Here is a 17,263-nt window from a genome sequence, read left to right as displayed (position 1 = left end):
GCCTAGCCCTGCTGGAAGAGCTCGGCGGGGAGCGGCTTCAGGAGGGCATAGAGGTCATCGGTGATCGGGCGGTCCCAGCTGGCGATGGTGACCAGCACGTTGTCGCTGCGGTCGAACTGCACGCAGGAGATACGGGACTCCGACAGCTTGATCTTCCGGACGATGAGGAGGTTGTCGCCCTGCATGACGGGGCAGTCCTCGGCGCCGGTGACCTCGACGTCCTCGTCGTTCTCGAGGGCGTCGAGGAGCTGGGCCACCTCGAAGGGGACCTGCCCCTCGGAGAGGTCCCGGGCGGGGGAGCCCTCGGGGAGGTTGCCGATGATCATCGCGGGGCCGCGTCCACCGAACAGGTCGTAGCGGAGGAAGACGCCCTGGCAGCTGCCGTCGGACGCGGGCAGCAGCCCGGCCCCGAGATTGCCCGGCCAGTCCCCCGGGTCCATGGCCAGGACGTCGAAGTCCGGGCCGGCGGGTGTGGCGGCGCGGTGGCGGCGGAGGAAGGACATGCCGCCATGGTACGTGGCCGGAGGGGTTTTCCGGCCCGGGGGCCCCCTCATGGCGGCTGCCGGGGCGCCGACCCGTGCGGGCGGCCCGGCGCGGCCGCTCCTGTCGGCGGGGCCCGTCAGATCGGCGGGACCAGCGTGAACCAGTGCGGCAGCAGGCCGGCGTCGCCCGTGACGTGCAGGGCCCGGGGTGGCAGGCGGCGCCAGAGGAAGAGCGCGAGGTCGGAGGCGGGGGCCGCGGCCTCGACGTCCGCCGGGCCGGTGGAACCGGGCTCCAGGAGGAGTTCCCCGGCCGTGCAGGTGACCGTCCAGGATTCGGGGCCGTCGGTGCGCCGGAAGCGGAACCGCTCCCCCGTTCCGGGCGGGGCCTGCTGCCGGGAGCGGGCGGCGGGAGCCATCACCTCGAAGGTCTGGGTGACGGCATCGGCCGCCAGCGCCGGGGCGAGGGGGCCGGGGGTGCCGGTCGCGGACTGCGCGTCCCAGCGGTGGACGGCCAGCTCGATGGTCTGCATCCGCAGCCAGAAGCCCGAGCTCTGCTCGTCCGCCCAGGTCCACACCGGTACGTCGGGCCCGAGCTCGCGGAAGAGCCCGGCCAGCGCCCGCGCGCCCTGTGCGTACCAGGAGGTCAGCGCGTCGGGCGCCGCTGCGCGGTTCGGCGCCCCCTCGGGCCGCGGCCAGGCGGCGAGCACGTCCGGGTCGGCCGGGAGCCCGTACAGGGTGGGGTCGCCCGGGTCCGGGGCGTCGGTGAGGCGCTCCCGCAGGATGTGGACGACGTAGCGCTGCACTCCCCCCAGATGCCCGATGAGGTCCGAGACCGACCAGCCGGGGCACGAGGGGACCAGCGGCGCCGGCCGGCCCGGGGGGAGGGCGCGGCGGGCGGCGCGTTCAAAGGCCGATGCCTCGGCGCGGAAGTGGGCGATGCGCTCGGTGTGGTCCATGGGGATCACCCTTCCCGCGGCGCGACGGTCCCTCCCGCCTCGGACGCGTGAGAGCGGCAGGCCTACGGCGCGTACGCGTCGAGGGCGGCCGGGAGGCCGGCGAGGTCGGTGCCGAGCTTGCGGCAGGCCGCGGACAGGTCCTGCTCCGCGGCGCCACCTCCCTGGCGGACCGCCTCGCGCGCCGCCCGGAGCTCCTGCTCCGTGAGGCCGCCTTCCCCGGAGGACCGGCAGGGCAGCTCGCCACCGAGGCCCAGCAGGGTTTCGGTGGCCTGCGCCGCCAGACCGTCGGCGCCGCAGTCGCGGGCCGTCACCACGGCCCGCGCCAGCAGTCCGTGGTCCCCGAGCTCCGCCCCCAGTGCGGCGAGCGCGCGGGCGAGTTCGTATCCCGCCGGGGAGGCCGACAGCAGCGCCACCGCCTCCCGCAGCAGTCCGGCCCGGTCGGCGGGCTCCGCGACCTCCGCCGCCACGCGCAGCGCCTGGCCGATGCCCGACGGGGCGCCGAACACGCGGGCCCGCCGTACGGCGTCCGCGGCCAGCTCCCTCGCCCGCCCGGGGTCGTCCCCGGACACCGCGCGGGCCAGGTGGAGCTGCCACGGGCACCACGCCGGGTTCTGGATGCCGCGCGGGGTCAGCCGGCGGTCCACCGCCTCCAGTTCGACCGCGGCCGCCTTGACGTCTCCCCGGGCCAGGAGCAGTTCGGCGTATACGGTCTGGGAGTCCGGGAAGACCACGGCCGCCGGGAAGGGCTGACCGTACTCGTGCTCCCGGGCCAGCTCCCAGGCCTCGTCCACCCGTCCGCGCGCCAGCAGGGTGGTGATGAGGATGGCGATGGCGTACCAGTGCACGGGCGTGCGCCGGCCCACCCGTTCGGCGAGGGTCAGTCCGGCCCTGGCCAGCTCCTCGGCCTCGGCGAGCCGGCCGCGCCGGTGGCGGATGTAGGCGCGCAGGCTGTACGCGAAGGAGAGGTGCGCCCCGCGCCAGCCCTGCCGCTCGAACTCGGCGGTGCCCGCGTCGAACAGCTCCTCGGCCCGCCACGGCCGGTCGGCGTACATGTGGGTCAGCGCGACCAGCACCGGTACCTCGAAGCCGCGGTCCTCGTGCGCCCAGCTGAGCGAGTCCCCCAGGGCACGGGCCGCGTGGCCGAGGACCACGTCGACCGGTTCGCCGCGCAGGGTCGCGTCCCAGGCGCGCAGCCCGATGACGTACCGCTCGGTGAGGTCGCGGCCGGTCAGCCGGCCGGCGAGCTGGGCCAGCCGGCGGGAGCGGGCCGGAGAGTCGGGCTCGGCGGCGTTGAAGGCGTCCCACATGAACTGTTCGGACTGCAGGCGCAGCCGGGCGCGCGCGTCCCGGGTGCGCGGGATCTCGCGCGCCAGCGCCGCGGAGGCCTCGGCGAGGTGGTCGGTGTGGGCGAGCACCTGAGCGAGCCGGATGACGATGCCCTGGCGCAGTGCGGGGTCGTCCACGGGCTCGGCGAGGGCGTCGCGCAGGTGGTTGACGGTGTTGGCGGGCTCGGTGAGCAGGGAGGCGCAGCCGAGTTCGTAGAGGACGGCGGCGCGTTCGTCGAATCCCGGGGGCTCGCGCAGTGCGCGGGCGAGCTGGCGGCGGGCGGCCTCGGGGGCGCCGGCCCGGAGGTTCTCGCCGGCGGCCTCGCGCAGGGTGCGTACGACCCAGGGGTCGTTCTCGGGGTGGGTCTCCAGCAGGTGGCGGGCGGCGGCGGAGGATCCGAGCCCGGCGTCGACGACGGCTGCGGCGGCCTTGCCGTGCAGGGCGACGCGGAGCGCGTCGGGGATGGCGCGGTATATGGCGGTGGCGATGAGCGGGTGGACGAACTCCAGCCCCGCGCCGGGTTCTTCGGTAGCCGCGGACAGGATGCGGGCGTCCCGCAGCCGGGCGGTGGCGTGGACGGCTTCCTCGGCACCGAGCGCGGCGACCCGGGCGGCGAGCTCCTGCGGGATCGCGGTGCCGAGGACGGCGCAGGCCCAGGCGAAGCGGACGGTGGAGGGGCCGAGGCGTTCGAGGCGGGCGACGAGTCCGCTGCCGCGCTGGGCGGCGGCGAGGTCGCGCAGCAGCGGGGCGCTCGCCTCGACCGGGGCCAGGCCCTTCTCCCGGACCTTGGCGGTGAGTTCGACGGCCTCGAAGGGGTTGCCGGCGGTGACCGTCCAGGCCTCGCGGCAGAAGGCCTCGTCGGCGTGGCGGCCGACCGCCTCGCGCACCAGGGCGGCGACGGCGGGCGGGGTCAGCGGCGCGAGCGTCAGGGGACGGTGTCCCGCGCGGCCGGGCAGCGTACGGAAGGCATCGGCGTGCGCGGGCAGTTCGTCGGGACGGTACGCGACGACGAGGAGCAGCGGGAGGTGCTCGGCGCGCGGGGCGAACGCGGCGAGCCAGCCGAGGGATTCGGGGTCGGCCCAGTGGGCGTCGTCGAGCACGAGGGTGACGGGGGCGCGCTGGGCCACCAGATGGGCGAGGACCCAGTCGAGTCCGTCGCGCAGACCCTGGGGGTCCGGCGGGGCGCCCTGTTCGGGGGCGCACAGTCCGAGGGCCGGGCCGACGATGGAGTACCAGCTTCCGAGGACGGCGCGCAGTTCCCGCTCGGAGGCGCCGGCCAGCTGGGGTTGGACGAGCTGGCGGGCCACGTGGAACGGCTGGCTCTGCTCCTGTTCACCGCCGCGGGCGGCGAGGACGGTGCAGGAACGGGCGTGGGCCCGGCGGCGCACTTCGGCGAGGAGGGTGGTCTTGCCGAGTCCGGCGGGGCCGGAGAAGGCGAGCAGCCCGCCGCCCTCGTCCTGCGCGGGACCGGTGAGCCGGCCCAGGGTCTCCTCGACGACGGCGAGTTCGGCCTCGCGCTCGACCATGGTGCGCCGCGCACGGGTCCGGCGGTCCGTCATGACTGGTACCCCCCAGACCTGTTCGGAGCACCAGCGTACGCCCGCGCACGGGTGGCGAAGCCCGGTACGACGAAAGATTCCGATCTTCTTTACGGGCCCGGCCCCGACGGTTTCGGCGGGGCCGGGTGTGTGCCGGGGCGCCCCGCAGGGCGCCGAACACTGTTCCGCGGAACTGTCCGTCCCCGGCGCCACGTTCGGCGCCCGAGGAGGTGCCCCGGCGCGCGCCCGGCCCCACCGACACCGGCCCCACCCGGCGCCGGGTCCCACCGGAACCGGCGCCTGGCGGCTTCGCCGCGGGGAGCTCCGCCGCGCGGCCCCGCAGGGGTTACGTCAGGTCGAACTCCCCGCCCCGGGCGTTCAGCACGAACTTGCGCCACTCGTCCGGCGCGAAGATCAGCGAAGGGCTCTCCGGCCGCGAACTGTTGCGCATCGCGATGAAGCCCTCGACGAAGGCGATCTGGACGTCCCCCGCTCCCCTGCTGCTCGACTGCCAGTCCGCCTCGGTGAGATCGAGGTCCGGCTTGCCCCAGCCGGCGAGGGGTTGTGAAGTCATGCTCTCGGCCACGTGCGTGCTCCTCCCGGTACGTCGTCCGGGGGCAAGGTTAACCACCGCAGCGGGTGCCGCACAGGCCACGGTGAGTCACCCGTGACCGGTCCGGCACCCCGGCACCCCCGCCTCGGGGGGACGGTTCCGTCAGGAGGCGGGCGGCTGCGCCCCCACCAGCCACATGGCGAAGAACTGCGCGCCGCCGCCGTACGCGTGCCCCATGGCCCGCCGGGCGTCCGAGACCTGGTGTTCCCCTGCCTGGCCCCGGACCTGGAGCGCCGCCTCCGCGAAGCGGATCATGCCGGAGGCGCCGATCGGGTTGGTGGACAGCACCCCGCCGGACGGGTTCACGGGCAGGTCCCCGTCGAGTTCGGTCACCCCCGCCTCGGTGAGCTTCCAGCCCTCGCCCTCCTCCGCGAAGCCCAGGTTCTCCAGCCACATGGGCTCGTACCAGGAGAACGGCACGTACATCTCCACCGCGTCGATCTCCCGCCGCGGGTCGGTGATCCCGGCCTGTCGGTAGACGTCGGCCGCGCAGTCCTTGCCCGCCTGCGGCGACACGAAGTCCTTGCCCGCGAAGAGCGTCGGCTCGCTCCGCATCGCCCCGCCGTGCACCCAGGCCGGCGGCTTCGGCGAACGGGCCGCGCCCTCCCGGTCGGTGAGGATCATCGCGCAGGCCCCGTCCGAGGAGGGGCAGGTCTCGGAGTACCGGATCGGGTCCCACAGCATCGGCGAGGCCTGGACCTTCTCCAGGGTGATGTCGTGCTCGTGGAGGTGCGCGTACGGGTTCTTCAGCGCGTTGCGCCGGTCCTTGTACGCGACCAGCGATCCCACCGTGTCCGGCGCGCCGGTGCGCCGCATGTACGCGCGTACGTGCGGGGCGAAGAACCCGCCCGCGCCCGCCAGCAGCGGCTGCTGGAAGGGGACGGGCAGCGAGAGCCCCCACATGGCGTTCGACTCGGACTGCTTCTCGAAGGCCAGGGTGAGGACGGTCCGGTGGACGCGCGCCGCGACGAGGTTGGAGGCGACCAGCGCGGTGGATCCGCCGACCGAGCCGGCGGTGTGCACGCGCAGCATCGGCTTGCCGACCGCCCCGAGCGCGTCCGCCAGGTACAGCTCCGGCATCATCACGCCCTCGAAGAAGTCGGGGGCCTTGCCGATGACGACCGCGTCGATGTCCGCCCAGGTCAGCTCGGCGTCGGCGAGGGCGCGCGCCGCCGCCTCCCGGACCAGTCCGGCGATGGAGACGTCGTGGCGGGCGGCGACGTGCTTGGTCTGGCCGATCCCGACGACGGCGACCGGCTCCTTGCCCGTGGTGCTCATACGGGGTCCCCTTCCAGGACGGCGACCAGGTTCTGCTGGAGGCAGGGGCCGGAGGTGGCGTGGGCGACGGCCCGGTCGGACTCGCCGCGGTGGATGCGGGCGGCGGCCTCGCCGATGCGGATCAGGCCGGCGGCCATGACGGGGTTGGCGGCGAGGGCGCCGCCGGAGGGGTTCACGGCCACGCCCTCGCCGAGGCCGAGGGCCTTGCGGAGCACGACTTCCTGGGAGGAGAACGGCGCGTGCAGTTCCGCCGTGTCCACCGGGGCGTCGAAGACCCCCGCGTGCTGCGCCGCGATCCGGGTGGACGGCGAGTCGGTGAGGTCGCGCAGGCCCAGGCCGTGCGCCTCGATGCGGTGGTCGATGCCGGTGATCCAGGCGGGGCGCTCGCACAGCCGCCGCGCGGTGTCGCCCGCGGCCAGGATCACCGCGGCCGCGCCGTCGCCGATGGGCGGGCAGTCCCCGGTGCGCAGGGGGCGGACCTGGTAGTCGCCCTGGGGCACCGGTCCGCTGAGCTGGGCGTGCGGGTTGGCCTCGGCGGCGGCGCGGCTGCGGGCTCCGATGGCGGCCAGCGCGGGCTCGTCCGTCTCGCCCGCGTCGATGAGGGCCTGGGCCTGGAGGGCGGCCAGGGCCACGGAGTCGGGCCAGAGGGGGGCGAGGTAGTAGGGGTCGAGCTGCCGGGTCAGCACGTCGCGTACCGGTCCCGGCGAGGACTTCCCGTACGAGTAGACGAGCGCGGTGTCGGCCTCGCCGGTCTGGATCTTGACCCAGGCTTCGTAGAGGGCCCAGGCCCCGTCCATCTCGACGTGTGACTCGGAGATGGGGGGCCAGGCGCCGACCCCGTCGAGGGTCATGGTGAAGGAGAAGGCGCGGCCGGCCAGGTAGTCGCTGGAGCCGGAGCAGGTGAAGCCGATCTCGCCGGCCTTGAGGCCGGTCTGGGCCAGCACCTGGTGGAGCACCGGCATGACCATCTCGACTTCGCTGAGTTCGTCGGTGCGGCGCAGGTGGTCGCTCTGCGCGAAGGCGACGACCGCGACCTCACGGGCGTATCGGGCCATCAGATGAGCTCCTTGTACGCGTCGTAGTCGGCGTCCGGTTCGCCGGTGGGGCGGTAGTGGTCGGGGTAGCGGCCGCCTTCGGTCCACACGGGTTCGACGCGCAGGCCCATGCGGACCTGGTCGTACGGGATGCCGCCGATCCGGCCGTGGAGTGCGAGGCCGGCGCCGTCGAGGGCGATGTGGGCGTAGACGTACGGGACCTCGATGTCGAGGTTCTTGGCCTTGATGTTGACGATGCAGAAGGTGGTGACCGTACCGGCCGGGCCGACCTCGACCTGGTCGGTGGTGGCGACTCCGCAGGTGGGGCAGGCGCCGCGCGGCGGGACGTACACCTTGTGGCAGGAGGGGCAGCGCTCGCCGACGTTCTTCCGCTCGGAGAGGGCGTTGATGTAGGCGGTCTGGGCGCGGCCGGGGCTGTACGTGTAGTCGAGCCGGGCGGGGGCGACGATGCCGGTGACGGCGTCGGTGAACTCCCCGTCGTGCGGGGCGGCTGCGCCGGTCGCCGGCCCGTCGTACGGCTCGAAGCAGGCGATGTCGGTGATGGCCCCGTGCCGCTCGGCGGCCCACCGCACCCGCACGCGCATGCCGGTGCGGACGGCGTCGGGGGAGAGTGCGTCGAGGGCGTGCAGCAGGGCGGTGTCGGCTCCGTCGAGCCTGACCAGCACCCAGGCGAACGGGGTGCCGAGCGGCTGGTTGGGGCGGGGGTGATCGTTCCAGGCCCAGGTGGTGACGGTGCCAGTGGCGGCGACCTCGACGAGCTCGCGGATCTCCTCGGCGGTGACGGGGTCGTACTCGAGGGGCGGGACCATCACCCTGCCGTCGGTGGTCTTGACGCCGAGCACGACGCCTTCGCGCAGCCCGGTGAGGAACGCGGATTGAACGGGCCCCAGGGACCGGGTGAAGGGGAACTCGACGACGAGAGGCGCACGGAGCACCTCCGGTGGGGGTGCAGCTGTCATGGGCGACTCTCCGATTCTCGGTTCGGCGGACGAACGGGTCCAACTCCTCAACCCTCCCGCCCGACCACTTCCAGCCTCGGCCAAGGCACTTCCAGCCCCGACCCGACCACTTCCAGCCCCGCCGGGGCGCATGCCCAACCCCGCCAGGGGCATTTCCAGCCCGGCCAGGGCTCTTCCAGCCCCCGGCAGGGGCACGTCCAGCCCGGCCAGGGCTCTTTTCCAGCCCTGGCAGGGGCACGTCCAGCCCGGCCAGGGCTCTTTTCCAGCCCTGGCCGGGGCGCTTCCAGCCTCGGCCGGGGCTCTTTTCCGCCCTGGCAGGGGCGCTTCCAGCCTCGGCCAAGACACTTCCAGCCCCGCCAGGGCGCATGTCCAACCCCACCAGGGCGCTTTTCCAGCCCGGCTGGGGCGCATTTCCAGTCCTGGCAGGGGCACTTCCAGCCCGGCCAGGGCACTTCCAGCCCCCGGCAGGGGCACTTCCCAGGCCCAGGCTCTGGACCTGGCTTGTCCCGCCTCGCCGGGGCGCATCCGGCGTCGGGAGGCAACTCCAGCCTCGCCGGCGTTTGAGGCGCGGGGTCTGGGGCGGAGCCCCAGGTCTCTCAGCCCGACCCCGGGCACCGATCCACCCCCGGCCGGGGAAAATCCAGCCCCGCCGGCGATTGAGGCGCGGGGGCCGGGGGCGGCGCCCCCAGCGCCGGCCGGGCAGCGCGCGGCCTACTCCCGGCGGTACACCGCGGCCCGCTTCTCGGCAAAGGCACGCGCCCCCTCCTTCGCGTCCGCGGTGTCGAAGATCGGCCACCCCCGCAGGAGTTCGGACGCCAGCCCCTCCGACTCCGTCAGCCCGGCGGTCTCGTACACGGAGGCCTTCACCGCCTCCACCGCCAACGGCCCGCACTCATTGATCCGCTCCGCGATCTCCAGGGCCGCCTCCAGCGCCGTCCCCTCCGGCACGACCCGCCCGACCAGCCCGATCCGCGCCGCCTCCTCCGCGGAGTAGGGCCGCCCGGTCAGCAGCATCTCCAGCGCGTGCGTCCGCGGGATCTGGCGCGGCAGCCGAACCGTGGAGCCCCCGATCGGGAAGAGGCCCCGCTTGACCTCGAACAGTCCGAAGGTGGCCCCCTCCCCCGCCACCCGGATGTCCGTGCCCTGCAGGATCTCCGTCCCGCCGGCCACGCAGTACCCCTCCACCGCCGCGATCACCGGCTTGCGCGGCCGGTGGTGCCGGAGCATCGCCTTCCAGTGCAGGTCGGGGTCGGCCTTGAGGCGGTCCCGGTACTGGTCGCCCCCCATCCCCTTCCCGGCCAGCGCCTTGAGGTCCATTCCGGCACAGAAGTCCCCGCCCGCGCCGGTCAGCACCACGGACCGGATCCCGTCGTCGGCGTCCGCCTCCAGCCACCCGTCGTACAGCCCCACCAGCAGCGGCAGCGAGAGCGCGTTCTTCGCCTCGGGCCTGTTCATGGTGAGCACCAGCGTGGCGCCGTGGCGTTCCACGGTCAGGTGTTCCGTCCCACCCATTGCCGTCCTCCCGTCTCAAGACCTAGAACAGGTTGCAGTAGGGGGCGGGTGCAGTTCAATAGTTTTCTGACACCCAGTCAGATTTCTTGGGCTGCTCCCTTCCCACTTGCGGTCGGCGGCGCTCTAATACCGCCGGAGCAGACCAGCCATGGGCATTTTTCGGGGTCAGGAGGAATGGTGGAGTACAACCTTGCCGACCTGTTCGAATCGGTCGTGGACGTGGTTCCGGACCGCGAGGCCCTCGTGTACGTGGACCACCCGGGGACCGGCGCCGAGCGCCGCCTCACGTACGCGGAGCTGGACACGGCGGCGAACCGCGTCGCGCACCACCTGCTGGACAGCGGGCTCAAGCCCGGTGAGCACGTAGGCCTGCACCTCTACAACGGGATCGAGTACCTCCAGACGGTCCTGGCGTGCCTGAAGGCCCGGCTGGTCCCGGTGAACGTCAACTACCGGTACGTGGAGGAGGAACTGGTCTACCTCTACAACGACGCCGACCTCGCCGCGCTCGTCTTCGAGGGCGAGTTCACCGAGCGGGTGGCCGCCGCCCTGCCGCAGACGACGAAGCTCCGCCACCTGATCCGCGTCGGGCCGACCCCCGAGGCGGCGCCGGAGCCCTCGATCCCGCCCGTCGCGTACGCGGACGCCGAGGCGGCCGGCTCGCCTGAGCGCGGGTTCGCGCCCCGCTCCCCCGACGACCTGTTCATCATCTACACCGGCGGCACGACCGGCATGCCCAAGGGCGTGATGTGGCGCGCGGAGGACCTGTTCTTCGCCGGGCTCTTCGGCGGCGAGCCGTCGGGCGAGCCGGTCAAGCGGCCGGAGGAGCTGGCGGAGCGGGTCGCGTCGAAGGGCGCCGGGCTCACCTTCTTCCCGGCCCCGCCGCTGATGCACGGCACGTCCACCCTCACCTCGTTCATCGCCTTCAACTACGGCCAGCGGGTGGTCATCCACCGCAAGTACGCGCCGGAGGAGGTGCTCCGTACGATCGAGAAGGAGAAGGTCTCCAGCGTGTCGCTGGTGGGCGACGCGATGCTGCGGCCGCTCATCGACGCCCTGAACGGCCCGCTGAAGGGCACGGACCTGTCCTCCCTCTTCAGCGTCTCCTCCTCCGGCGCGATCATGTCGGAGACGGTGCGCGCCGAATTCCAGCGCCTCGTTCCGAACGTGCTGCTCCTGAACAACTTCGGGTCGTCGGAGTCCGGCTCCAACGGTCGCGCGACGAACGACTCGAGCCCGGAGAAGGGCTTCCGCCTGGAGGTCAACGACCGTACGCAGGTGGTGGACCCGGTGACGCACGAGCCGGTGGCGGTGGGCGTACCGGGGCGGCTCGCGCAGCGGGGGCACGTTCCGCTCGGCTACTACAACGACCCGGCGAAGACCGCCGAGACCTTCTTCCAGAAGGGCACGGAGCGGTGGGTGCTGCTCGGTGACATGGCCACGGTGGACGAGGCGGGCATCGTCACCGTGCTCGGGCGGGGCTCGCAGTGCATCAACACCGGTGGCGAGAAGGTGTATCCGGAGGAGGTCGAGCAGGCGCTGAAGTCTCACCCGGACGTCTACGACGCCCTGGTCGCGGGCGTCCCGGACCCGACGTGGGGCAGCCACGTGGCGGCGGTGGTCCAACTCCGCGCCGGCGCCCCGACCCCCACCCTGGACGAGATCCAGACCCACTGCCGCACCCGCCTGGCGGGCTACAAGATCCCCCGCCAGCTGGTCATCACCCCCACCATCCAACGCTCCCCCAGCGGCAAGGCGGACTACCGGTGGGCGAAGACGGTGGCGACGGAGGCCAACACCTAACCCCCGCGTGGCGCCCGGCCGGGCCTACCGCCACCCCGCGAACCCGACCCCGACCCCCTGCCCGGGGGCCCGGCCAATCCCCTGGCGGAGGCGGGCCCCTGCCCGGGGGCCCGGCCTGGCCTTGGCGGTGGATTCGCAGGGTCGGGGCCGCGACGGGAAAATCCAGCCCGGGCAGGCACATGCAGACTGGCCGCGCACACTTCAGCCTCGCCGGCGTTTGAGGCGCGGGGCACGGGGCGGAGCCCAGGTCTTTGACCCGCACCCGACCCAGCCGCGGCGAGCCAAATCCAGCCCCTCCGGCGTTTGAGGAGCGGGACACGGGGCGGAGCCCCGAATCGTTGACCCGCGCCCAGAGCAGCCACGCCAGCCCAGCCCAGCCCCTCCGGCGATTGAGGAACGGGGGGCCGGGGGCGGAGCCCATGGTTTCGGGAAGGGGGGGTGGGGGAACGGCTCCGCGCAGCGGCAGCCCACCGCTCAGGACCCGGGCCTCCGCCGCAACCCCCCGCCGCGCGGCCCGGGTGACGCCCGGCTCGAAGGCCCCCGCCCCCGCGCGCTCGCCTCGGCACCCGCCAAGAGCCCCGTACGCGGACAGGCCCACGGGCCGCCACAACAGACGATCACTCGTTCGAGTCATTGATTACCCCGTCGGAGCCTGGCAATCTACCGAATGATCGGTCGGTTCTCCACGATGAGGTGACGGGCATGGCGGCTTACGCGGATCTCCACGACGAAGGCGAACGGCTCGGCCGCGACGAGCTGGCCGCCCTCCAGCTGACGCGGCTGCGCGCGACCTTGCACCGCGCCTACGACCGGGTGCCGTTCTACCGGGAGACCTTCGACAAGGCCGGTGTGCATCCCGACGACTGCCGCTCCCTCTCCGATCTCGCCCTGTTCCCCTTCACCACCAAAGCCGACCTCCGCGACCAGTACCCCTTCGGGATGTTCGCCGTCCCCCGCGCGGAGGTGCGCCGCATCCATGCCTCCAGCGGCACCACGGGACGCCCCACGGTCGTGGGATACACCGAGCGGGACCTCTCGACGTGGGCGGACGTCGTCGCCCGGTCCATACGGGCGGCGGGCGGCCGGCCCGGCCAGATCGTCCACATCGCCTACGGCTACGGACTGTTCACCGGGGGCCTCGGCGCGCACTACGGGGCCGAGCGCCTGGGCTGTACGGTCGTGCCCGCCTCGGGCGGGATGACGGACCGGCAGGTCCGGCTCATCCAGGACTTCCGGCCGGAGGTCATCATGGTGACCCCGTCGTACATGCTGACCCTGCTGGACGAGATGGAGCGCCAGGGGATCGACCCGCGGGCCACCTCGCTCAGAACGGGCATATTCGGCGCGGAGCCGTGGACCGAGGAGATGCGCCGGGAGATCGAGGAGCGGCTCGGCATCGACGCCGTGGACATCTACGGGCTGTCCGAGGTGATGGGGCCGGGCGTGGCCCAGGAGTTCGCCTCCACCAAGGACGGGCTCCACATCTGGGAGGACCACTTCTACCCCGAGGTGGTCGATCCGCTGACGGGCACGGTCCTGCCGGAGGGCGAGCCCGGCGAGCTGGTGTTCACCTCCCTCACCAAGGAGGCCATGCCCGTCATCCGCTACCGCACCCGGGATCTGACGCGGCTGCTGCCGGGGACGGCCCGGCCGGCCTTCCGCCGGATGGAGAAGATCACGGGCCGCAGCGACGACATGATCATCCTGCGCGGGGTGAACATGTATCCGACCCAGATCGAGGAGATCCTCCTGAAGACCGCCGGTCTGGCTCCCCATTTCCAGCTACGGCTGACGAAGGAGGGCCGGATGGACGCCCTGACGGTACGGGTGGAGGCGCGCCGGGAGGCGGATGCCGCCCGGCGGGAGGCCGCGGCCGCCGCCGTGGTCCGGGCCGTCAAGCAGGGGATCGGGGTCTCCGTCAACGTCGAGGTGGTCGATCCGGAGACGCTGGAACGGTCCGTGGGGAAGATCAAGCGGCTGGTGGACCTCCGCGGGGGCGGAGAGGGAGGAGACACGCTTGCGGGCGGCTGAAACCACCCCTTCGGGCCTATTTCGGCGCGGCTTCCGGGAGCCGGTGGGCCCAGCCGGGTAGTGCATGAGACGTGATCTCCCTCATCCGGCAGCTGTACGACCGCCTCCAGGGCTCCCCCGCAGGGCTGGCCTGGAGCCGCGGCCGGGAGATGGAGCTGATGCACCGGGCGATGGGCTTCGCCGCCCTCGGGTTCCTCACCCTCGTGCCGCTGCTGGTGGTCGTGGCGGCCGCCGCGCCGGGCAGCGGCTCCGGGTTCGGCCGCTGGCTCGGGCAGGCCCTGGGGGTGGCGGCGTCCTCGCGCGCCCGCGTCGAGATGCTGTTCAGCGCGGCGGACCTGGCGCTGGAGCGGACCACCGCCTTCGGCCTCGCGGCGCTGGCCGTCTTCGGCCTGACCTTCGGTTCGGCGGTGCAGACCGGCTACGAGAAGGTCTGGGACCTGCCGACCGCGCGCTGGCACACCATGTGGCGGCACGTCGTCTGGCTCGCCCTGCTGGTCTGCTACCTCGCCCTGCTCGTCGAGATCCCCGCTCCTTCGAACGACGCCATCGGCACGGTCCTGGGCACCCTCGGCGACCTCGTCGGCACCTGCCTGTTCTTCTGGGGCTCGCAGCGGCTGCTGCTGGGCGGCCGGGTCCGGTGGCGGGCCCTGGTCCCGGGGGCCGTGGCCACCAGCGTGGGGCTGCTCGGGCTGCGGATCTTCTCGCAGCTGGTGTTCTCTCCGCTGATCGCCTCGAACGCCGTCACGTACGGCCCCTTCGGAACGCTGCTGGTCGTCCAGTCCTGGCTGGTCGGCGTCGGGTTCGTGGTCTACGGAGGAGCCCTCGTCGGCCGGCTCCTGCACGAGCACCTCACCCTGCGCCGCCTGCGCCACAGCGGAATCTTTCCCCCCGACGACTCCTCTTCTCATGATCCGGGAACGGGCTGACCGAACCGGTCCGGCGATGCCAGGATGTGCGGGCACCGCCGATCAACTTCGCGTCATTACAGGGGGATTGATGACTGCACAGCACCAGGGGCCCGACACCGCGGGCCGAGTATGGCTGATCACGGGGGCTTCGTCGGGCTTCGGCCGGACCCTCGCCGAGGCCGCGCTCGCGGCCGGGGACACCGTCGTGGCGGCCGCCCGCCGCCCCGAGTCGCTCGGCGAGCTGGCGGCCGCGCACCCGGGGCGCGTCGTGCCCCTCGCGGTGGACCTGACGGACACGGCCCGCGCAGGGGAGGTCGTCGCCGAGGTGGTGGACCGCTTCGGCCGCATCGACGTCCTCGTCAACAACGCCGGGCGGGGTCTGATCGGCGCCGTGGAGGAGACCTCCGACGCCGAACTCCGCGCCCTGATGGAGCTGCACTTCTTCGCCCCGGCGGCGCTCACGCGGGCCGCGCTGCCGCACATGCGGGCCCGGAAGTCGGGCGCGGTGGTGCAGATGAGCAGCATGGGCGGGCGGCTCGCCTTCGCCGGCGTGGGGGCGTACTGCGCGACGAAGTTCGCCCTGGAGGGCCTGACCGAGGCGCTCGCCGCCGAGGTCGCCGGCTTCGGCATCAAGGCCCTGATCGTGGAGCCCGGCTCGTTCCGCACGGGCTTCGCGGGCGGCAACGCGCTGCAGCTCAGCGAGGCGCTGCCCGCCTACGAGGACGTGGTCGGCCCGGTGCGGGGCGGGCTGCCGGACAGCGACGGCCTTCAGCCGGGCGACCCGGTGAAGGCGGTCGCCGCGATCCTCGCGGCGCTGGACGCCGAGAACACGCCGCTGCGGCTGGTGCTGGGCAACGACGCGGTCGACGCCATCGCGGCCCACGCGGAAGCCGGCCGCGAGGAGGCCCTCGCCTGGGAGTCGGTCAGCCGCGGCACGGACTTCGACCCCACCCCGACCCCGACCCCGACCCCGACCCCGACGCAGTAGCCCACACCCCGGGCCCGGAGCCAGCGCGTCACGCGCGCAGGCGCCGCCCTGAAAGCTCGACCGATGCAGGCCGTTCCGCCCCCGCCGCCGGTTTCGGCGGGGGCGGGTGTGTGCCAGGGCGCCCCCACAGGGCGCCGAACACTGTCCCGCGGCCACTCCGGCCGGAACCGGCCCTCGGAGGTCAGTGGCCGGAAGCCGGGGGCTCCGCGAAGCGGTCGCGGAGTTCGCGCTTGAGGATCTTGCCGCTCGCGTTGCGCGGCAGGGCCGGCACGAACAGGATCCGCTTCGGGGCCTTGAAGTGGGCCAGCTTCTCCCGCGCGTACGTCATCAGCTCCGCCTCCGTCACCTCCCCGCGCGGGACCACCACCGCCGTCACCGCCTCGATCCACCGCTCGTCGGGCAGCCCGACCACCGCCGCCTCCGCCACCCCCGGATGGGTGTACAGCACGTCCTCCACCTGCCGTGACGCGACCAGTACGCCCCCCGAGTTGATGACGTCCTTCACCCGGTCCACGACCGTGAAGTAGCCCTCCGCGTCCCGTACCGCCAGGTCCCCCGAGCGGAACCACCCGTCCCGGAAGGCCTTCTCCGTCGCCTCGGCGTCGTTCCAGTACCCCAGGCACAGCTGCGGCGACCGGTACACCACCTCGCCCGCCGTGCCGTCCGGAACGTCCTTGCCCTCCTCGTCGACGACCTTCGCCTCGACGTGGCGTACCGGACGCCCGCAGGAGTCCATCCGCCCCTCGTGCTCCGCCGGCCCCAGCACCGTGGCCAGCGGCCCGATCTCGCTCTGCCCGAAGCAGTTGTAGAACCCGAGACCCGGCAGCCGGCTCCGCAGCCGCTCCAGGACCGGCACGGGCATGATCGAGGCCCCGTAGTACGCCTTGCGCAGCGCGCCCAGGTCGCGCCGCCCGAAGTCCGGGTGGTTGGCCAGGGCGATCCAGACCGTCGGCGGGGCGAAGAGGCTGTCCGCCCGGCCGGCCTCCACCAGGTCGAAGACCTGCTCGGGGACCGGCGCGTCCAGGATCGTGTTCTCCGCCCCCACCGCCAGGTACGGCAGCAGGAAGACGTGCATCTGCGCCGAGTGGTACAGCGGCAGCGAGTGCACCGGCCGGTCCCCTTCGGCCAGGTCCAGGGCCTCGATCGCGCTCTCGTACTCGTGGACGAGGGCCTTGTGCGTCATCATCGCGCCCTTGGGCAGGGCCGTGGTCCCGGAGGTGTAGAGCAGCTGCACCACCGTCTCCCGGTCGCCGGTGCCCTCGTACGGCATCTGCGGCGCCTGCGGATCCGCGAGCGCCCGCAGCGGGCCCACCTCGTACCCCGCCGGCACCCGGTCCGCCAGTTCCGGGTCGGCGAGCACCAGGGAGCTCCCCGAGTTCCGCAGGATGAACTCGAGGTCCTCGCCGGTCAGGTTCTGGTTGACCGGGACGTGGACGAGCCCGGCGCGGGCGCAGGCGAGGTACGCGATCAGGTAGGCGTCGGAGTTGTGCGCGAAGGTGGCGACCCGGTCGCCGGCGGCCAGCCCGTGGTGCCCCCTCAGCAGGGCCGCGGCGGTGGACACGGCCGAGTCGAGCCGGGCGTAGCTCCAGCTCCGGTCCCGGTAGCGGACCGCCGTCCGGTCGGGGATCCGCCGCGCACTGTCCCGCACCAGTCCGTCGACCGTGTTGAGCCGCACTTCCTTCATGACGCGAACCTCGTCTCCCCCGTGGGATACCAAACGGGATGTTGACAGATCATCCGATCACCTGCATGAGTGTGGGGCAACCCGAGCACCACCGGTTTCACGAGCAACCATGCTCGATCGCAGGCCACTT

Annotated in this window: 13 protein-coding genes; 4 read left to right on the top strand and 9 right to left on the bottom strand. The window is 73.3% G+C overall.

Going from position 1 to position 17,263, the window contains the following annotated elements:
* Positions 1-2: 2 nt before the first annotated feature.
* From ACFTXQ_RS12220 to ACFTXQ_RS12185, 8 genes are all read right to left on the bottom strand, one after another.
* Complete coding sequence (locus tag ACFTXQ_RS12220) at positions 3-503, bottom strand: hypothetical protein (protein WP_382639050.1); 501 nt, start codon at positions 501-503, stop codon at positions 3-5.
* 116 nt (positions 504-619) lie between these two features.
* Positions 620-1,438, bottom strand: coding sequence for a maleylpyruvate isomerase N-terminal domain-containing protein (locus ACFTXQ_RS12215; protein WP_382639048.1), 819 nt, complete (start codon positions 1,436-1,438; stop codon positions 620-622).
* Positions 1,439-1,500: 62 nt separating this feature from the next.
* Positions 1,501-4,323: an ATP-binding protein gene (locus ACFTXQ_RS12210; protein WP_382639045.1), complete on the bottom strand. Its 2,823-nt coding sequence runs from the start codon at positions 4,321-4,323 to the stop codon at positions 1,501-1,503.
* A 325-nt stretch (positions 4,324-4,648) separates the two neighbouring features.
* Positions 4,649-4,876, bottom strand: a complete 228-nt coding sequence (locus ACFTXQ_RS12205) for a DUF397 domain-containing protein (protein ID WP_382639283.1) — start codon at positions 4,874-4,876, stop codon at positions 4,649-4,651.
* A gap of 141 nt (positions 4,877-5,017) precedes the next feature.
* A complete protein-coding gene (locus tag ACFTXQ_RS12200) occupies positions 5,018-6,193 on the bottom strand; it encodes a thiolase domain-containing protein (RefSeq protein WP_382639042.1) in 1,176 nt (391 codons plus the stop codon).
* Positions 6,190-7,248, bottom strand: a complete 1,059-nt coding sequence (locus ACFTXQ_RS12195; protein WP_382639039.1) for a thiolase domain-containing protein — start codon at positions 7,246-7,248, stop codon at positions 6,190-6,192. The genes ACFTXQ_RS12200 and ACFTXQ_RS12195 overlap by 4 nt, the downstream gene beginning before the upstream one ends.
* On the bottom strand, positions 7,248-8,207 hold the full coding sequence (locus ACFTXQ_RS12190; RefSeq protein ID WP_382639037.1) for a Zn-ribbon domain-containing OB-fold protein: 960 nt from the start codon (positions 8,205-8,207) through the stop codon (positions 7,248-7,250). The genes ACFTXQ_RS12195 and ACFTXQ_RS12190 overlap by 1 nt, the downstream gene beginning before the upstream one ends.
* Before the next feature lie 711 nt (positions 8,208-8,918).
* Positions 8,919-9,719 (bottom strand): crotonase/enoyl-CoA hydratase family protein, encoded by an 801-nt coding sequence (locus tag ACFTXQ_RS12185; RefSeq protein ID WP_382639034.1) that lies wholly within the window; start codon positions 9,717-9,719, stop codon positions 8,919-8,921.
* A 177-nt stretch (positions 9,720-9,896) separates the two neighbouring features.
* Here ACFTXQ_RS12185 and ACFTXQ_RS12180 point away from each other — a divergent pair, with 177 nt between their 5' ends.
* The 4 genes from ACFTXQ_RS12180 to ACFTXQ_RS12165 all read left to right on the top strand — a co-directional run bounded on the left by ACFTXQ_RS12180 (position 9,897) and on the right by ACFTXQ_RS12165 (position 15,449).
* The gene (locus tag ACFTXQ_RS12180) at positions 9,897-11,522 is read left to right on the top strand and encodes an acyl-CoA synthetase (RefSeq protein ID WP_382639280.1); all 1,626 of its coding nucleotides are present in this window, start codon (positions 9,897-9,899) and stop codon (positions 11,520-11,522) included.
* 702 nt (positions 11,523-12,224) lie between these two features.
* A complete protein-coding gene (gene paaK, locus ACFTXQ_RS12175; protein ID WP_382639031.1) occupies positions 12,225-13,553 on the top strand; it encodes a phenylacetate--CoA ligase PaaK in 1,329 nt (442 codons plus the stop codon).
* A 149-nt stretch (positions 13,554-13,702) separates the two neighbouring features.
* A complete protein-coding gene (locus tag ACFTXQ_RS12170; protein ID WP_382639277.1) occupies positions 13,703-14,479 on the top strand; it encodes a YhjD/YihY/BrkB family envelope integrity protein in 777 nt (258 codons plus the stop codon).
* 70 nt (positions 14,480-14,549) lie between these two features.
* Positions 14,550-15,449, top strand: a complete 900-nt coding sequence (locus ACFTXQ_RS12165) for an oxidoreductase (RefSeq protein WP_382639028.1) — start codon at positions 14,550-14,552, stop codon at positions 15,447-15,449.
* Positions 15,450-15,630: 181 nt separating this feature from the next.
* Here the strand turns inward: ACFTXQ_RS12165 and ACFTXQ_RS12160 are convergent, their stop codons facing one another.
* Complete coding sequence (locus ACFTXQ_RS12160; RefSeq protein WP_382639025.1) at positions 15,631-17,133, bottom strand: fatty acyl-CoA synthetase; 1,503 nt, start codon at positions 17,131-17,133, stop codon at positions 15,631-15,633.
* Between the last annotated feature and the right edge of the window lie 130 nt (positions 17,134-17,263).

This window comes from Streptomyces sp. NPDC057010 (assembly GCF_042673805.1).
GTDB lineage: Bacteria > Actinomycetota > Actinomycetes > Streptomycetales > Streptomycetaceae > Streptomyces.
The sequence above is the reverse complement of the archived record's forward strand: the minus strand, read 5'-3'. Positions and strand labels throughout refer to the sequence as shown.

Bases quoted from the DNA above. Each gene is read 5' to 3' on its own strand.
- ACFTXQ_RS12205 (WP_382639283.1), bottom strand. From the start codon at position 4,876: ATGACTTCACAACCCCTCGCCGGCTGGGGCAAGCCGGACCTCGATCTC.
- ACFTXQ_RS12215 (WP_382639048.1), bottom strand. From the start codon at position 1,438: ATGGACCACACCGAGCGCATCGCCCACTTCCGCGCCGAGGCATCGGCC.
- ACFTXQ_RS12220 (WP_382639050.1), bottom strand. From the start codon at position 503: ATGTCCTTCCTCCGCCGCCACCGCGCCGCCACACCCGCCGGCCCGGAC.
- ACFTXQ_RS12185 (WP_382639034.1), bottom strand. From the start codon at position 9,719: ATGGGTGGGACGGAACACCTGACCGTGGAACGCCACGGCGCCACGCTG.
- paaK (WP_382639031.1), top strand. From the start codon at position 12,225: ATGGCGGCTTACGCGGATCTCCACGACGAAGGCGAACGGCTCGGCCGC.
- ACFTXQ_RS12190 (WP_382639037.1), bottom strand. From the start codon at position 8,207: ATGACAGCTGCACCCCCACCGGAGGTGCTCCGTGCGCCTCTCGTCGTC.
- ACFTXQ_RS12170 (WP_382639277.1), top strand. From the start codon at position 13,703: ATGGAGCTGATGCACCGGGCGATGGGCTTCGCCGCCCTCGGGTTCCTC.
- ACFTXQ_RS12165 (WP_382639028.1), top strand. From the start codon at position 14,550: ATGACTGCACAGCACCAGGGGCCCGACACCGCGGGCCGAGTATGGCTG.
- ACFTXQ_RS12160 (WP_382639025.1), bottom strand. From the start codon at position 17,133: ATGAAGGAAGTGCGGCTCAACACGGTCGACGGACTGGTGCGGGACAGT.
- ACFTXQ_RS12210 (WP_382639045.1), bottom strand. From the start codon at position 4,323: ATGACGGACCGCCGGACCCGTGCGCGGCGCACCATGGTCGAGCGCGAG.
- ACFTXQ_RS12200 (WP_382639042.1), bottom strand. From the start codon at position 6,193: ATGAGCACCACGGGCAAGGAGCCGGTCGCCGTCGTCGGGATCGGCCAG.
- ACFTXQ_RS12195 (WP_382639039.1), bottom strand. From the start codon at position 7,248: ATGGCCCGATACGCCCGTGAGGTCGCGGTCGTCGCCTTCGCGCAGAGC.